Here is a 15,111-nt window from a genome sequence, read left to right on the forward strand (position 1 = left end):
GTAGCTGAAGGACCGACATCCCGCTTAGGCGCACGCCGCCCAAGCCGTTCTCGGTAATGGGTTACTTCTTGATCTTGCTATTGACGAAAGCGCGAAACAGTTTTCCGTATGGTGGCCGCACCATCTTGAGGACATCGAAAGGCGATTGTTGAAAGACACCCTTCTGATGGCTGAATGTTTTGAAACCATCCTTACCATGATAATGGCCCATCCCGGACGAACCGACCCCGCCAAATGGAAGGTCATCCTGAGCGATATGCATGATCGTGTCGTTGATCGTCACGCCGCCCGATGTCGTTTGAGCGAGTACTTTCTTTCGATCGGCCCAGTTCTTGCCGAAGAAATAAAGCGCAAGTGGCCGATCACGTTCGTTCACATAGGCAATTGCGCCATCCAGGGTGTCGTAACTCACGATCGGAAGCAACGGTCCGAAGATCTCTGACTGCATGACCTCCATATCACTCGTCGCGCCCAAGATGAGCGTCGGGGCAATCATATGTTGATGCGTTGTCCCACCGCCCGAGGCGGTCCCAAGAGGCATAAACTTAGCGCCTTTTTTGCCAGCGTCGCCCATCATGGCCTTTATGCGTTTGTAATGGCGTTCACCCAAAAGCGCGGTGTAGTGCCCTGATTTACCAAGGCCCTCTGGGAACATGTCCCGGATCGCATTGGCAGCGGCGTCGGCGAATTCATCCTCTTTGCCCTTGGGCAAAAGAACATAGTCCGGGGCAATGCAAATCTGGCCAGCATTAAAAATCTTACCATGAAGTATCCGCGTCGCAGCAGTCTTGATGTCGGCGTCAGGTGCCACAACCACTGGCGACTTCCCCCTAACTCCAGCGTCACTGGTACGAGATTGTCGGCGGCTGCGCGCATCACATGCCGCCCGACAGCAGTCGAGCCGGTGAAGATGATATGATCGAACGGTAAGCCGGAGAATGCTGCGCCAACGTCGGCTTCGCCTGTGATGATGGCAAATTCGTCCGGCTTAAATGCCTTAGCGACTGCGTCCTGCATCAAGTCAGAGGTGCGGGGGTAAACTCTGACGGCTTGGCAAGGGCGCGATTGCCGGCCGCAAAGACACCCGCAAGGGGAGAGAACACCATTGAAACTGGAAAATTCCACGGGGCCATGATGCCAACAACGCCTTTTGGCTGGTACTGCACATAAGACCGCGCGCCCGTCAGGTTTAAGGGGAATTCTGTGTGGCGACGTTCGGGCCGCATCCAGGACTTAACGTGCTTGCGTGCATGTCGAAGTACATTCACGGAGGCACCAATGTCGGCGAAAGCCGACAGGTCGGCGGAACGGTAGCCGAAGTCTCGGCTAATAGCCTCCTCAAAGGCGGCACGCTTATCGACGAGGAGCGACACTGCACGGCTTAGACGATCAATTCGTTCCTCCGCAGAAACGTCCGGGCGCGCCAAAAAGGCCGCCCGTTGACCGGTGAGAAGACGATCCATTTCAGAACCTTGCGCGGTTTGTGAGTCGAGCATCTTTGCCACCTCCAATTTAGGATAGTAAATACTATCAAAATAGATCGGTCAAGCAAAATGGCGCATCAGTCGTGCTTCGTCCTATTTTTCAAGGTGAAACAGAAAGATATCAGCGGTATCAGCGATCAATACGTTAGCATCGAGGTCAGGGTTCTCAGCGATCATCTCGATCAAGCCATTCCCAATCTCAACCAGAAGCCTTGCGCGCAAATGGGCCGCGCGCTCGCCAAGGCGCTCGGATAGCTCGGGCAGAATAGCCAGGATCGACTGCGTCGCATCGTTATGTGACGATAGACGAATTTCAGCCAATTGTGGCGTGGCATAAAGTGTCTTGAGAATGCCGACGCCGCCGGGATGCTCCTGCGTGACCACTACCTGTTGGCGCAAGACGTCGATCATCAATTCACGGGAAATGCCCTCTTCCCTCACTTTGGAGCCAATCCGAACAAGTTCTGAATTCTGCAACTTCATGAGTCTGAGAGCCAGCTCGGACAAAATCGCGTATTTATTCGGAAAATAACGATAGAGTGCTGGCGGTGTCATACCAGCTGCGGCGCAAATCTTGTTGGTTGTCAGCTTTTCAAAACCTTCATCCTCCAAGAGTTCCGCAGCGGTTCTGAGGATCAGGTCAAAGGTTTTGTTCGCTCGCTTCTGAGAGGGTTCTTTTTTGGTTTTCAGGTCTTCTTCTTGCATTGCTCGTGATCCTGTGACGTTAGGTCAGACCAGTTTGGTCGCCGGTCTCATTTGACAGACTGCATTTCTTAAGAATAGTATATACTATCTTTTTGGGAGGCGCCATCCATGTCCGATGCTTTTGAAATATCACACTCCGCACAGATTGCGCACCTTAAGTTTACGCGTGCGGACAAGTCTAATGCGATGGCTCATGCGTTCTGGAGCGACTTTCATCCCGCAATTGCCAAGCTGAATCGAGACGGTCAAACCCGTGTGCTCGTGATCTCTGGGGAGGGGAGGCATTTTTGCTCAGGTATGGATGTCTCGATGTTCATGGGGGACACGCCAAAAACCGTGACACCGGACGATCGAGAAGCCTTTGTTGAGGTTGTTCGGACGATGCAGGTGGCCATCTCTGCGCTTGAAGAGGCGCGGTTTCCCGTCATCGCCGCCATTCAAGGGGCTTGCCTGGGAGCTGGCTTCGATCTTGCGGCTGCCTGTGATCTTCGGTTTGCCAGTCGGGATGCAAAATTCCGTATCGAGGAAACAAATATCGGTATGATGGCTGATCTCGGCGTTTTGCAGCGAATGCCGAGACTTGTGCCAGAAGGCATTGTACGGGAAATGGCCTATCTTGGGAAATCTTTGCCTGCGGAAGAGGCCCATCGCTTCGGTTTGGTTAACGGGCTGGCAGAGGATGCGGCTGGCGCTGTAGATCTTGCGATGGCAGCCGCCAAGCAGATCACGTTGAAGGCGCCGCTTGCGATTGCAGGAAGCAAAACATCGATTACCTACGCCCGATCGCACAGCACGCAAGAGAGCCTCGCACACACTTGCCTTTTGCAGTCAGCGCTTTGGAAGCCGGAGGACATCATGACTGCGTTTGGTGCCCGCACCCAAAAGAAAGACGCAGAATTTCAACCTCTCAAGGCGTTGGTCCAATTTCCTTAGGCCCGGCCCGATTGCAACCACAGAATCAAAGCGGAGGATTTCCTCAATGTTTGACGCCAATGCCGATCAACCTTACCCCCACCTGTTTGCGCCGCTCGATCTGGGTTTTCGCACGCTCAAGAACCGTGTGCTGATGGGGTCTATGCATCTTGGCCTTGAGGAGCAGGACGGTGGATTTCAAAAAATGGCCCGCTTTTATGCTGAGCGTGCGCGCGGAGGTGTTGGGCTGATCGTAACAGGCGGGATTGGGCCCAATCCGGAAGGGGCGGTCATTCAAGGTGGTGCAATCCTGAATGATGAATCAGAAGTCCCTCATCATCGCCTCATTACCGATGCCGTTCACGCTGAAGGTGGTGCCATCGCGATGCAGATTCTGCATACCGGTCGCTATGCGTACAACCCCAACCAGGTTGCGCCGTCCCCGGTCAAAGCACCAATCAATCCATTTACCCCTAAGGAACTTGACGAAGCCGGTATTGAAAAACAGATCTCTGATTTTGTGCGCTGTGCCGAACTTGCGCAGAAGGCGGGGTATGACGGCGTAGAAGTAATGGGGTCCGAAGGATATCTCATCAATCAGTTTATTGCCGAACGTGTGAATCAGCGCACCGACAGTTGGGGCGGTGCGTTCGAAAACCGCATTCGCTTCCCAGTTGAGATCGTTAAGCGCATGCGCGCAGCGGTCGGATCGAAATTCATCATCATTTTTCGGCTGTCGATGTTGGATCTGGTTGAAGGCGGCAGCACTGCAAAAGAGGTCGTGGAGCTCGGCCTGGCAATCGAAAGGGCGGGTGCCACGATCATCAATACGGGCATCGGCTGGCATGAAGCGCGGATTCCCACCATTGCCACGTCAGTGCCAAGAGCCGCATTTACCTGGGTCACAGCGCAAGTCCGCAAGCATCTCAGCATTCCGATTGTCACCTCCAATCGTATTAACACGCCAGATGTGGCCGAAGACGTCCTGCGACGTGGAGATGCGGACATGGTCTCGATGGCGCGCCCGTTTCTCGCGGACGCAGACTTCGTCAGAAAGGCCCAGAATAATCAAGCCGATGAGATCAACACGTGTATCGGGTGCAATCAGGCATGCCTTGATTTTGTATTCCGGGGGAAAGTCACCAGTTGTTTGGTCAATCCGAGAGCGTGTCACGAAGATGAATTCGATGTTCAGCTCGCGACCAGACCCAAACAAATCGCAGTTGTCGGGGCAGGTATGGCCGGATTGGCTTGCGCCACTGCCGCTGCCGAACGCGGGCATAAGGTTACGCTCTTTGAAAAGGCGTCCGAAATCGGCGGACAGTTTAATCTCGCAAAGCGCATCCCTGGGAAAGAAGAGTTTTACGAAACACTGAGATACTTTCAGGGCCTCCTTGACAGAACCGGTGTTGTCCTCAAGTTGGGCTACGCGCCAAGCAAGGCAGATCTCTCCGCCTTTGATGAGATCGTCTTTGCGACGGGCGTTCAGCCGCGGACACCAGAAATTGAAGGGATCGATCACCCAAAGGTGCTGTCCTATGTTGATGTCATCAACGGTGCCGAAGTCGGATCGAAGGTTGCGATTATCGGCGCCGGCGGCATTGGCTTTGATGTCGCTGAACTGCTTGCGCATGCCGGGCCCTTGACAAGTCAGAACGCCGACGCATTCCTGCGTGAATGGGGGATTGATGTCTCACGCGAAGCGCGGGGCGGCATAGAAGGCCAAGTGCCTGACTTTGAGCCGTCGGAGCGAGAGATTTGGTTGTTACAGCGCAAGGCCAAAAACCAGGTGCAGGTCTTGGTCCGACAACAGGCTGGATCCATCGTGCAAATCTATCCAAGCGTGATGTGAAAATGCTGGCGGATTGTTCTTATGATCGCATTGATGACGCTGGGCTACATCTGACGATCGCGGGCGAAGCGCACATACTTGACGTCGATCATGTGATCATCTGCGCGGGACAGCGAAGCGAGCGGTCTTTCGCAGATCAAATCGAAAATTGCCCGGTCCACGTGATCGGCGGTGCGGACGTCGCGGCTGAACTTGATGCGCGGCAGGCCATTGAACAGGGCATGCGCACGGCTTTGGCTCTTTAAACCAAGAAATACCTCCCTGAACTGACCCGGCTGTCCCGCCGGGCCTTTTTTTGTTATACTTGAGGATATCTGGCAGGTGAAATTTCGGGGGTGCAAGGGTCATTTTCTGGCGATATTGCACAGGGGTCATACCTGTCCATCGCCGAAATGACCTATGGAAAGAGCTTACTTCGCTGAAGCCGCACTTTTCTGCAATCTCCATGAGATCCAATCGCGCCTCTTGAAGCAAAACACAGGCGCTTTGTGTTCGCAGTTCATCTTTGATTTGTTGAACAGATGTGCCTTGACTGCTGAGGCGACGATGCAGAGTCGATACAGATGTGTTAAGTTCTGTGGAAATTGCAGTTGTTGTCAGTGGCGAACTTCCTGCGTGCCGAGCCAGAATATGGCGGACAGCGGCAGCAGTGTCACCGGGCTCTAATTGCAAACGCAGCAGGCTCAGCGGGTAGTTGGCAATCAGGTCCGTGATTGTGTTTTCGGCTTGAGACGACACGCGTTCCAGATCTTTTACACGATATGTGACTGCAGCGCACTTGGACTCAAACACAATATGTTCAGCCGTCACCAAAGGAGAAATAACTGCATGCACGTCGCGCAATCCGACAAGCTCGAGCCGGACAATGGGCAGTTCGGTGTTTGCCAGCCATGATGCGAACCGACACCAGATCAACATTCCAAAATTTGCAAGATATCCAACATCATCACACGTGTTCGGGTCCGGCGGAAGTTGAAAACGGATAAGCCGATCTCCCTCATGCACCACCGGTGATCTCTCAATACCCTTTATGATACTGAGAAAACGGATCGCGCGGGTCAGCCCTTGACGGACCGATCCACCTGACAGCGCACATTGGCACAACACTCGAAAAGACCCGTTGGGAACATTTCTCGTTCCCGGCAATCCGAAGAACTCGTCCTGAAAATATGCGATGGCAGCGCGATAGTGAGATCCAAATTCACGCTTACATGGTGGGTAAGATGATGAGCGCTCCGGCCTTACCGCGCCTCGTGCAAGTGCCCCAAAAACAGAGGAAGGAGACGCTTGTCTATCGCGGACAGCGATTTCTAAAGTGTCGAAAAACCACCGCGTGGTGGGATCCGTTTTCCTAGTTGATCCGACATTTGGTTGCGACAAACGGCTCCTCCTCTGTGTCGCAGATGGCATCTCATGGTTAACAAGGCAGTCTGACACTACAGGTTCATAAAACGATAGTAAATGTTATTGAAAACGATGTCTATGGCGATCACGCTCCTGCGATAGTCCAGGGGAGGGAAGTTATGAGACGGATCGCACAGACCGCATTTTTCATGGCAACGATTACGTTTGGCGGAAACGCTTTTGCGGCAGGTTTCGAGTTGGGAGAGCGCACGCTTGACCCGTTGTTTGAGGAGGGTGGTTATGCCGAAATTTCCACCTTTTCGGTGGATGTGTCGGTGTCAGGAACGGCTGCGGGATTTCCAACTGGAGATGTGGGTGACGATTTCTTCACAGGTAGTCTCGCTCTCAAAAATGATCTATCAAGTGAGTTGTCGTATGCGCTGATCATCGACCAACCTTTTGCCCGCGACCTGACATATGGGGTGGGACCTTTTGCGGGCACGGAAGCCCATTTGTCGAGTTTGGCCGTAACAGGTTATCTGCGCTACAAGTTCGAAAACCGTGTCAGCGTTCATGCCGGCCTCCGCGCACAAAGGCTCGACGGGGTCTTGTCGGACCCGACTACACGCATCCGGTTTTCAGATGATTGGGGATTTGGATATTCGCTGGGTGTTGCTTACAAGATTCCTGAGATCGCTTTAAGAGCCTCTCTCACATATGATTCCGCAATCAAAACTGAACACAACACGCGCTTCAACGGTGTCAGCGTTCCGGGGCTGACAAACACTTCGATTGAGACCCCACAATCGGTCAACCTGAAGTTTCAAACTGGCGTGCGGGAAGATGCTCTGGTCTTCGGTGGAATACGTTGGACCGATTGGGACCAGGTCACGCTCGATCCAGGAAACGGAGGTGGACCAGACCAATTTGGTTTCCGTGACGGCCTGACCTACACGATTGGTGTTGCACATGTCTTGAATGATCGCTGGACAGGGTTTGCAGTTGCCGAATTCGAAAGAAAGACCAATCTTCCGGCATCCAGTCCGATTGACGTCGACGACAACAGCCGTGCACTGACGCTCGGCGCCCAATATGTCGCTGGAAATGCGACGATCACAGGATCAATCACATACGTTGATCTTTATGATCGCAATGGGAGCATCGGTGGTGCGCCGGTGAGCTTCTCGGACAACAATGCAGTCGCACTTGGCCTCAAGGTCGGGTGGTCATTCTAGCCGTGCTTGGTTCGAAACAGCTGGCGATGTCACATCTAAGACCGTCAGCGTTTTCGGCCGAGTGGAAGAATAGTCGCCTCCCAAGCCGCGTAGAGCATTGTCTTGGCCTCTTCCATTGCGAAATCGCCCAGATCGTCCTCAAGGCTGACGGCAGTTGTGACAGCCGCGCCGCCGAAATTGATGAGGATCAAGAGCGCGACTTTCGCTTGCTCATGAACCTCTGGCCGGAACAAATGGCGTGATGCTTCGAAGATGAAGTCGCGATTGCGAACACTATCATTGTCATCGATGTCGCGGAGCTCTTTGTCAGCATGATATCCGGCCCAGATATCGCGTACGACAGGATCTTGTTTTTGAAGTCTATAATATTGATCGAGGAGTTCCGTGACCGTGCCGGCCAATTGAACCAAGGAACGTGGCTTGTCTGTCAGGATGTCTTCATTGCGGCGGGCGTTCTCTTGAAGAATTTGTTCCGCCAGGGCGGCTATGATGGCACGTTTGTTGGGGAAATACTGATAGATTGAGGCCATCGAAATACCTGCGGTTTCTGCAATCTGGTTCATCTTTAATGCTGCGGCCCCACGATGTGCGATGAGTGCCCGCGCGGCTTCAAGAATTTGAGAAACACGCATTTGGCTGCGCGCTTGCACGGGGTTGCGGATGACTTCAATTTGACTGTCTGGCATCTTTACACCCGATACATGACTAAATGTCAGATAAACATATCCGATTTTTCTCAAAATATAGCGAAAAATGACTTGCCGCAAGCTGGAAATTCGCAAACTTGCTGAAAATACCTGACGTAAAATCAGTTTTCACTTGACGTTTTCAGCATGCGCACCCAAAAGCTGACACATCGTCACATTTTGAAAGTGGAGATCTGAAATGCACACGAAGGCACTGAATAGCCTGGCGAAATCTATCATCGGCTTGATGGTCTTGGCTTTGTACTTGAGCACCAACTCTACCGCCTTTGCCCAAGATCGCCCGGTTCTGGTAAAAACAGCAATTGTTGAACCAGCCCCGAACGGCACCGATCGTAGTTTCTTTGGGAAGGTTGCAGCTCGACAATCAGTGGATCTGGGTTTCCAGGTAGCAGGACGGATCATGACTTTCACCGCGCCTGAGGGGGAGTTGGTCCGCGAGGGCGAGGTTATCGCCGAACTGGACCAGACACCGTTTCAGATCGAAGCAGATCGCGCTCTTTTGGCCAAACAGCAGGCCGACCGAACGGTCGCACGGTACGAGAAGTTGGCGGGCGCGACAATCAGCGAAGCCCAAGTCCTTGATGCGCAAACCAATGCAAGAATTGCAGCCGTGGCATTGGAAAGTGCGGAATATGCACTGGGCCAATCAACGTTGCGCGCGCCATTTGATGCGTTAATCGCGACCCGCGCTGTTGGAAACTACTCAACTGTTGCGGCCGGTACACAAGTTGTGCGGCTTCTGGACCTTTCGGAATTGAGAGTTGAAATTCGCGTGCCCGAAACACTTGTACAAGTCCTCGGTGACGATCCGGATGTCGAGCTTTCGGCCAGGTTTCCGGGAAGTGAAGACAGCTATCCTTTGGCGTTCAAGGAAGCGAATGCCGAGACGTCCGAGGTTGGACAAACCTTCCAGGTAACGCTTGCGATGCAGGCGCCCATCGACCGGCTCCTTTTGCCGGGAGCGTCCGTGACCGTTGATGCGCGCTTCAAAGATCTGTCCGCAGGGATTGCAATTGCGCCATCTTCGATTGGCATGGATGCATCGGGGCAAACCTTTGTCATGCAATTGATAGCTGATGGGGATGAGGCGTTCGTCAAACGCGTTCCAGTGAGCCTGTCTGTTTCTCCATCCGGAGAGATTGAAGTTCTGTCCGGTGTCGGAGCGGGTGCGGAGATCGTCACCAGTGGCGTCAACGTGCTGACCGACGGGCAAGCTGTTCGGCGTTTTGTCCACGATTTTGATTGAGGGTCTGACAATGGATATCGCACGCATTAGCATCGAAAAGCCCATCCTTACCTGGATACTGATTCTCACATTTCTTTTTGGCGGCATCGGAGCCTTTACGTCTCTGGGACGACTTGAAGATCCGGCATTTACGATCAAGGTAGCGGTGGTTGCGACCCAGTACCCCGGCGCCTCGGCCGAGGAGGTGGCGACGCAAGTGTCAGAGCCGCTCGAAAGCGCCATTCAGAAAATGGGCGAGGTTGGCAAGATCACCTCGCGCAACACCCCAGGGCTTTCGCTGATCGAGGTCGAAATTTCTGACAACATCACTGGCTCGGAACTTCCACCAATCTGGACGAAGCTACGTGCCCAGGTTGCGGATGCGGCCCCAACGCTGCCACAAGGCGCAAGTCAGCCATATGTTGATGATGCGTTCGGAGATGTCTTCGGAATGTATTACGCCGTGACGACCGAGGGTTTCAGTGACCGTGAAAAACATGATCTTGCGCGTTATTTGCGCCGGGAACTTTTAGCGGTGGATGGTGTCTCAGATGTGGCTTTGGCTGGCTTGCCGGAAGAAGCAGTCTTTGTGGAACCTGATCTGGCAATAGCCGCGAACCAGAACATCCCGATAAATGCATTTCTTGGCACTATCGGTTCATCAAGTTCCATGGCAGATGCTGGAAAACAGGGGCAGACGAGACTGCAAATTCCCGAAGGGGCAGGCGGTGTTGCCGATATTGCGGGCCTATCTGTTGGGGTCAGCGGAACTGTTGTTACCATCAGCGACCTGGCGCAGGTCACGCGGCAACGTGTGGATGACCCAAACCTTATGGTGCGCTTCGATGGTCAGGATGCATTCACAATCGGTATTGCGGGTTTGCCATCTGAAAATATCGTCGCAGTCGGTCAACAGGTCGAAGATCGCCTGACTGAAATGTTTGAAGAGTTGCCAATTGGTGTGTCGCTGCATCCGATCTACGAACAGCACAAGGTCGTCGACGAAGCATCAAACGCCTTTCTGGTGAACCTGGCTATGTCGGTCGCGATTGTTGTGGTCGTGCTCGCTGTCTTTATGGGATGGCGCGCTGCGCTAACGGTTGGGGTTACCTTGTTTCTGACGGTTTTGGGCACCCTCGTCTTTATGTACGCCTTTTCAATCGAGATGGAACGTATTTCCTTGGGCGCGCTGATCATTGCCATGGGTATGCTGGTCGACAATGCGATCGTTGTTGCCGAAGGGATGCAAACCGCCATGCTGCGCGGCAAGTCGTCGCGAGAGGCCGCAACCGAGGCCGCAGCAAAAACACAAGTGCCTTTGTTGGGGGCGACGGTGATCGGCATCCTAGCGTTCGCGCCGATCGGATTGAGTCCGGACTCGACGGGTGAATTCATGTTCTCTCTCTTCGCAGTCATCGGCATTTCGCTTCTATTGTCCTGGCTCCTTGCTCTGACGGTGACGCCGCTTATGGGCCACTACACCTTCCAGCAAGGCAGGGACAATTCAGAAGATGCTTATGATGGCGCGTTATTCAAAGGCTACGGCGCGATGCTGCGCAAGGCCTTGCAGTTTCGCTTACCTGTAACAATAGCCTTGGTTTTGATCACCGCGATCTGCCTGAGCGGTTTCGGGTACATCAAGGAACAGTTTTTTCCATTCTCGAATACACCACTGTTTTTTGTTCACTATAAGCACCAACAAGGTACAAGTTTCGACGAAACGAGCCGTGACATTGCGCAGCTTGAGGCATGGTTGGCCGAACAGGACCGCGTGGTTTCGGCGACAAGTTTCGTGGGGGACGGGGCGACACGATTCATGTTGACCTATCCAACTCAAAAACCTGATGCGAGCTACGGCCACATCATCGTACGGATGGAGGCGGCCGAAGACATTCCCGCGACCATGGCGTTGATGACCAACTACGCAGACACAATTCTTCCTGGCGCAGAATTCACAGTCAAGCAATTGGCCTTCGGACCAGGGGAGGGCGATCCGATCCAGCTGCGAATTTCAGGACCAGATCCGAAAATGCTGCGGGCTTTGGGTCAAGAGGCCATCGCTGTAATGCGCGAAAGGTCTGACAAGTTTGCAGGTTTGCGCACAAATTGGCGCGAGCAGGAAGCCGTGATTGTTCCGGTCTATGCCGAGGAACGAGCGAAGGCCCTGGGGGTCACACGCACTGACATTGCAGAAACCATGCGCTTTGCAACCGATGGCATCCTTGCCGGTGTCTATCCTGAAGGAGAGCGGCAGGTGCCAATTTATCTTCGCGCACCACAAGACAGTGGGATCGGTCTGACGGATCACTTGGTTTCATCCACTGGTAGCGGAGAGTTGGTACCAATGGATCAGGTGATAGATGGGTTAGATGCCCAGGTTCAGAATTCGCTCTTTCATCGGCGTGATCGTATTCCGACACTCACAGTGTCCGGTAGTATCAAACCTGACGTGCAGGCTTCCGAAGTTTTGGCGGACATCCGGCAAGACGTCGAAGCCATTGCGTTACCCGATGGATATCGAATGGCGTGGGGTGGCGAATATGAGGACACGATCAAGGCCAATACGGGGCTTGCCAATCAGTTACCCTTTGCGGTGATTACCATGATCGTGATCTCGGTGCTCCTCTTCAACGCTTTGCGTCAGCCGTTAATTGTCTGGTTGCTGGTGCCCATGGCGGCGAATGGCGCGGTCATCGGTCTGCTTGTGACCGGGTTACCGTTCAGCTTCACGGCGTTGTTGGGTTTGCTTAGCCTCTCGGGAATGCTGATCAAGAATGGAATTGTCTTGGTGGAGGAGATTGATCTGATGCGCGCAGAGGGCCTGCCACTGGAAGTTGCTATTGTCACGGCATCGACATCGCGCTTGCGGCCTGTGCTCTTGGCGGCGGCGACGACCATTCTTGGCATGCTTCCCTTGTTGGCGGACGCCTTCTTCGTCTCGATGTCAGTGACGATCATGGCCGGGCTTGCCTTTGCCACCGTCCTCACCTTGATCGCCGCACCAGTGTTTTATCGCATACTGTTTTCGAAAGAGAGCAGTCGTCATCCGCAAACGCAATTGGCCGATCCTAAAATGCAAAGCAAGAACGGAATGCAGTCAGATACTTTGATCTTACCGCCGTCACTTTGAGGGCGTGGGCGGTACTGTCAGGTACCGCCCAGATCATCGCTGACTGGGTGCCAGGACAGCTCTGACATTCTTATCAATGTCCTGTTTCAGTTCGTTTGTTGCTACGCCAGCACGGGCGCGGAAGACCAAACCTTGCCGCAGGTCGAACAAAAGCTTCGCCTGATCTTCGGATGGAAAGTCACTCGGCAGGGTGCCGCGCAAAATTTCAGTGTCAAACCGTGCCTTGATTCTTGCGTCCGTCGTCTCAATGGAATCGCGCAGCAGATCAGCCGCGCCGTCAATATGTCCTGCGCTTGTCGAAACGCAGGAGGCCAGAAAACACCCGCGTGCCCCGCTTTCATGATGTGTAGAGTAGTCAATCGCTGCCTCAAAGAAGGCGCGTATGGCGTCTTTGATGTCTGGTTCGGTCTCTAAGGCAACCAGTGGCGCACAGGCATCGTTTTGCGCGTATCGGTCGACGGCTTCGAGATACAGCGCATGTTTGTCCCCGAACTCGGCGTAGAGGCTGGGGCTATTGATCCCCATCGCATCGGTCAGCAGCTTCATCGATGCGCCTTCATAGCCTTGCTTCCAGAACACGTTGATAGCCTTCAGCAACGCCGCATCGCGATCGAACTGTTTTGGCCTGCCAACTTGTTTTGTGACGTTCATTACAAAATCCTTGACTTACTGTTTCCGATGTATTTTATAACGATCATCACAAAACGCAAGGAGATTAAGAATGACCTCAGAAAAACTCCCCGCTGGATCGCAGTTTCCAGACTTGGTTGTCCCGCAGCTTGGTGGTGGTTCAATTGTACTAGGCAAGCCGCAAAACGGCCTCGACTGGCAAATAGTCGTTGTCTATCGCGGTAAGCATTGCCCGATGTGTACGACCTACCTCAAAGAGCTCGCCGCTCTGCGCGAAGAGTACCGCGCACTTGGCGTTGATATCGTTGCGGTCTCTGCGGATCCCGAAGTGAAAGCCAAAGATCAGATGGCGCTGGTCGAGCCCAACTACTCCGTTGGCTACGATCTGAGCGTCGATCAGATGCGTGCCCTGTGTCTCTATGTCTCGACCCCGCGCTCCGCAGAAGAAATCGACCGCCCCTTCGCAGAGCCAGGCATCTTCGTGATCAATGATGCGGGCAAGGTGCAAGTCACGGATATTTCCAACGCGCCTTTTGCGCGGCCAGATCTGAAGACCCTGCTGGGCGGGCTTCGGTTTATTCGCAACCCCGAAAACAACTATCCCATCCGCGGCACACTAGCCGCCTAAACCTTCTCACGAAAGGAAAGACTTATGGCACTTGATAACGCACGCGAAGCAGAGGTCCGTCAGGCCATCGATGACCTGATCCACACCGCAACCACCTATGATGTGGATGTGCTGGACCGTATCTATCACGACGACTTGCATGTCGTGATGATCGATACCGATCACAACATGAACACTGCCAACAAAGATGCCTTCAAGGGGCTTTTCACCTCTAAGCGCGATGCCGGTGATCCGCCGATGAACACTTGGGCCAAATACCATTCCATTAACGTGGATGGCGATAACGCCCATGTTCTGTTGTCGCGCAAGAACGACCTCAGCGGCGTCAACATGGAACTCCTGCTGAGTATTGATCTCGTTCACGAAGACAACCGCTGGCAGGTCACCCGTGAAGTGATCTTCCTGCGTCCCGAAGACGTCTAACACCCCATGTCCGTCGTCAGGGTTTTTGGGACCAAAGGCGGCCTAAACTAAGCGAGAGTTTGGCTCATCTTGTTGTTTTGATTATGCGGCGTGCTGACGGTGATGCAAGCGTCGCGCTTCGAGTGTCTTTTGTTTGATCCTTTGGCGTTGTTTCAGAATGGCGTTGTTTCAGAATGGCGTTGTCCCGTCCGAAGTAGACGTCGGCGGGTGTGACGTTGTTGATGCTCTCGTGATAGCGCTGGTGATTGTAATGGTCGACGAAGGCTTCGATCTGAGCTTCAAGGTCACCCGGCAGGAAGTAGTTTTCCAACAAGATGCGGTTCTTGAGGGTTTGATGCCACCGCTCGATCTTGCCTTGGGTTTGCGGATGATATGGCGCACCGCGGGAGTGCTTCATGCCTTTGTCATGTAGCCACTCAGCCAGATCGCCCGAGACGTAGCTTGAGCCGTTGTCGCTGAGTAGCCGCGGTTTGTGGATGACGTGCACCTGATCGCAGCCGGATGAGGGTGAGCGAACACCACAGCATGTGTTCTTCCAAGAACACTGTCATCGATTTATCCATCTCCATGAAGCCAAAAAAGTGAATAGTATCTCGATAGAATTCGGAGCTTACCGCCACGTTTCCGGGGACCGCCCGCGCGACGGCAGGCCAAAGTTGCCGGATCAAATTAAGACATCGCCCTGCAGGCGCAGATATTCACTGTAAACCGCCCAGTTCTTAAGAAAATATTTGGCCTTCGGAAACTTGTGACGAAAACTCGCATTGTGCCCGAACGGCATCGACCAGTTTCACATTGTCACACAAATGCCGCTAAGATGGACGCGCGATCCGTGC

10 protein-coding genes and 4 pseudogenes are annotated in these 15,111 nt (G+C 53.6%); 7 read left to right on the forward strand and 7 right to left on the reverse strand.

What is annotated here, in order from left to right; genetic code table 11:
• Positions 1 to 61: 61 nt before the first annotated feature.
• The 3 genes and pseudogenes from ACZ1G5_RS19345 to ACZ1G5_RS19355 all read right to left on the reverse strand — a co-directional run bounded on the left by ACZ1G5_RS19345 (position 62) and on the right by ACZ1G5_RS19355 (position 2,189).
• Positions 62 to 1,017, reverse strand: a pseudogene (locus ACZ1G5_RS19345) (aldehyde dehydrogenase family protein).
• Positions 1,017 to 1,496: an aldehyde dehydrogenase family protein gene (locus ACZ1G5_RS19350; protein ID WP_472734532.1), complete on the reverse strand. Its 480-nt coding sequence runs from the start codon at positions 1,494 to 1,496 to the stop codon at positions 1,017 to 1,019. The pseudogene ACZ1G5_RS19345 and the gene ACZ1G5_RS19350 overlap by 1 nt, the downstream one beginning before the upstream one ends.
• A gap of 81 nt (positions 1,497 to 1,577) precedes the next feature.
• Positions 1,578 to 2,189: a TetR/AcrR family transcriptional regulator gene (locus ACZ1G5_RS19355; RefSeq protein ID WP_342074998.1), complete on the reverse strand. Its 612-nt coding sequence runs from the start codon at positions 2,187 to 2,189 to the stop codon at positions 1,578 to 1,580.
• Between the two features lie 108 nt (positions 2,190 to 2,297).
• Between ACZ1G5_RS19355 and ACZ1G5_RS19360 the strand changes: the two genes are divergently transcribed.
• Together ACZ1G5_RS19360 and ACZ1G5_RS19365 are read left to right on the forward strand one after the other, a co-directional pair.
• Positions 2,298 to 3,122, forward strand: coding sequence for an enoyl-CoA hydratase-related protein (locus tag ACZ1G5_RS19360; protein WP_472734533.1), 825 nt, complete (start codon positions 2,298 to 2,300; stop codon positions 3,120 to 3,122).
• Between the two features lie 46 nt (positions 3,123 to 3,168).
• Positions 3,169 to 5,198, forward strand: a pseudogene (locus tag ACZ1G5_RS19365) (FAD-dependent oxidoreductase).
• A gap of 118 nt (positions 5,199 to 5,316) precedes the next feature.
• On the opposite strand, the pseudogene ACZ1G5_RS19370 reads toward ACZ1G5_RS19365, so the two are convergent.
• A pseudogene (locus ACZ1G5_RS19370) lies at positions 5,317 to 6,363 on the reverse strand (helix-turn-helix domain-containing protein); the annotation flags it as partial.
• Between the two features lie 113 nt (positions 6,364 to 6,476).
• Here ACZ1G5_RS19370 and ACZ1G5_RS19375 point away from each other — a divergent pair.
• On the forward strand, positions 6,477 to 7,532 hold the full coding sequence (locus ACZ1G5_RS19375; protein ID WP_472734534.1) for an OmpP1/FadL family transporter: 1,056 nt from the start codon (positions 6,477 to 6,479) through the stop codon (positions 7,530 to 7,532).
• 44 nt (positions 7,533 to 7,576) lie between these two features.
• Here ACZ1G5_RS19375 and ACZ1G5_RS19380 read toward each other — a convergent pair whose 3' ends face one another.
• The gene (locus ACZ1G5_RS19380) at positions 7,577 to 8,218 is read right to left on the reverse strand and encodes a TetR/AcrR family transcriptional regulator (RefSeq protein WP_472734535.1); all 642 of its coding nucleotides are present in this window, start codon (positions 8,216 to 8,218) and stop codon (positions 7,577 to 7,579) included.
• Between the two features lie 199 nt (positions 8,219 to 8,417).
• On the opposite strand from ACZ1G5_RS19380, the gene ACZ1G5_RS19385 reads away from it, so the two are divergent.
• Together ACZ1G5_RS19385 and ACZ1G5_RS19390 are read left to right on the forward strand one after the other, a co-directional pair.
• Positions 8,418 to 9,485, forward strand: coding sequence for an efflux RND transporter periplasmic adaptor subunit (locus ACZ1G5_RS19385; protein WP_472734536.1), 1,068 nt, complete (start codon positions 8,418 to 8,420; stop codon positions 9,483 to 9,485).
• 10 nt (positions 9,486 to 9,495) lie between these two features.
• A complete protein-coding gene (locus ACZ1G5_RS19390) occupies positions 9,496 to 12,594 on the forward strand; it encodes an efflux RND transporter permease subunit (protein ID WP_472734537.1) in 3,099 nt (1,032 codons plus the stop codon).
• A gap of 33 nt (positions 12,595 to 12,627) precedes the next feature.
• Here ACZ1G5_RS19390 and ACZ1G5_RS19395 read toward each other — a convergent pair whose 3' ends face one another.
• Positions 12,628 to 13,245, reverse strand: coding sequence for a TetR/AcrR family transcriptional regulator (locus ACZ1G5_RS19395; RefSeq protein WP_472734538.1), 618 nt, complete (start codon positions 13,243 to 13,245; stop codon positions 12,628 to 12,630).
• Positions 13,246 to 13,315: 70 nt separating this feature from the next.
• Between ACZ1G5_RS19395 and ACZ1G5_RS19400 the strand changes: the two genes are divergently transcribed.
• Positions 13,316 to 13,852: a redoxin domain-containing protein gene (locus ACZ1G5_RS19400; protein ID WP_472734539.1), complete on the forward strand. Its 537-nt coding sequence runs from the start codon at positions 13,316 to 13,318 to the stop codon at positions 13,850 to 13,852.
• A gap of 24 nt (positions 13,853 to 13,876) precedes the next feature.
• On the forward strand, positions 13,877 to 14,275 hold the full coding sequence (locus tag ACZ1G5_RS19405) for a nuclear transport factor 2 family protein (protein ID WP_472734540.1): 399 nt from the start codon (positions 13,877 to 13,879) through the stop codon (positions 14,273 to 14,275).
• An 81-nt stretch (positions 14,276 to 14,356) separates the two neighbouring features.
• Here the strand turns inward: ACZ1G5_RS19405 and ACZ1G5_RS19410 are convergent.
• Positions 14,357 to 14,780, reverse strand: a pseudogene (locus ACZ1G5_RS19410) (integrase core domain-containing protein); the annotation flags it as partial.
• Between the last annotated feature and the right edge of the window lie 331 nt (positions 14,781 to 15,111).

It is taken from the genome of Yoonia sp. JB2-21, assembly GCF_055693545.1.

What these genes read in the sequence shown, in the direction of transcription:
- ACZ1G5_RS19350 (WP_472734532.1), bottom strand. Translation starts at nt 1,496, where the DNA reads ATGCTCGACTCACAAACCGCGCAAGGTTCTGAAATGGATCGTCTTCTC.
- ACZ1G5_RS19355 (WP_342074998.1), bottom strand. Translation starts at nt 2,189, where the DNA reads ATGCAAGAAGAAGACCTGAAAACCAAAAAAGAACCCTCTCAGAAGCGA.
- ACZ1G5_RS19360 (WP_472734533.1), top strand. Translation starts at nt 2,298, where the DNA reads ATGTCCGATGCTTTTGAAATATCACACTCCGCACAGATTGCGCACCTT.
- ACZ1G5_RS19375 (WP_472734534.1), top strand. Translation starts at nt 6,477, where the DNA reads ATGAGACGGATCGCACAGACCGCATTTTTCATGGCAACGATTACGTTT.
- ACZ1G5_RS19380 (WP_472734535.1), bottom strand. Translation starts at nt 8,218, where the DNA reads ATGCCAGACAGTCAAATTGAAGTCATCCGCAACCCCGTGCAAGCGCGC.
- ACZ1G5_RS19385 (WP_472734536.1), top strand. Translation starts at nt 8,418, where the DNA reads ATGCACACGAAGGCACTGAATAGCCTGGCGAAATCTATCATCGGCTTG.
- ACZ1G5_RS19390 (WP_472734537.1), top strand. Translation starts at nt 9,496, where the DNA reads ATGGATATCGCACGCATTAGCATCGAAAAGCCCATCCTTACCTGGATA.
- ACZ1G5_RS19395 (WP_472734538.1), bottom strand. Translation starts at nt 13,245, where the DNA reads ATGAACGTCACAAAACAAGTTGGCAGGCCAAAACAGTTCGATCGCGAT.
- ACZ1G5_RS19400 (WP_472734539.1), top strand. Translation starts at nt 13,316, where the DNA reads ATGACCTCAGAAAAACTCCCCGCTGGATCGCAGTTTCCAGACTTGGTT.
- ACZ1G5_RS19405 (WP_472734540.1), top strand. Translation starts at nt 13,877, where the DNA reads ATGGCACTTGATAACGCACGCGAAGCAGAGGTCCGTCAGGCCATCGAT.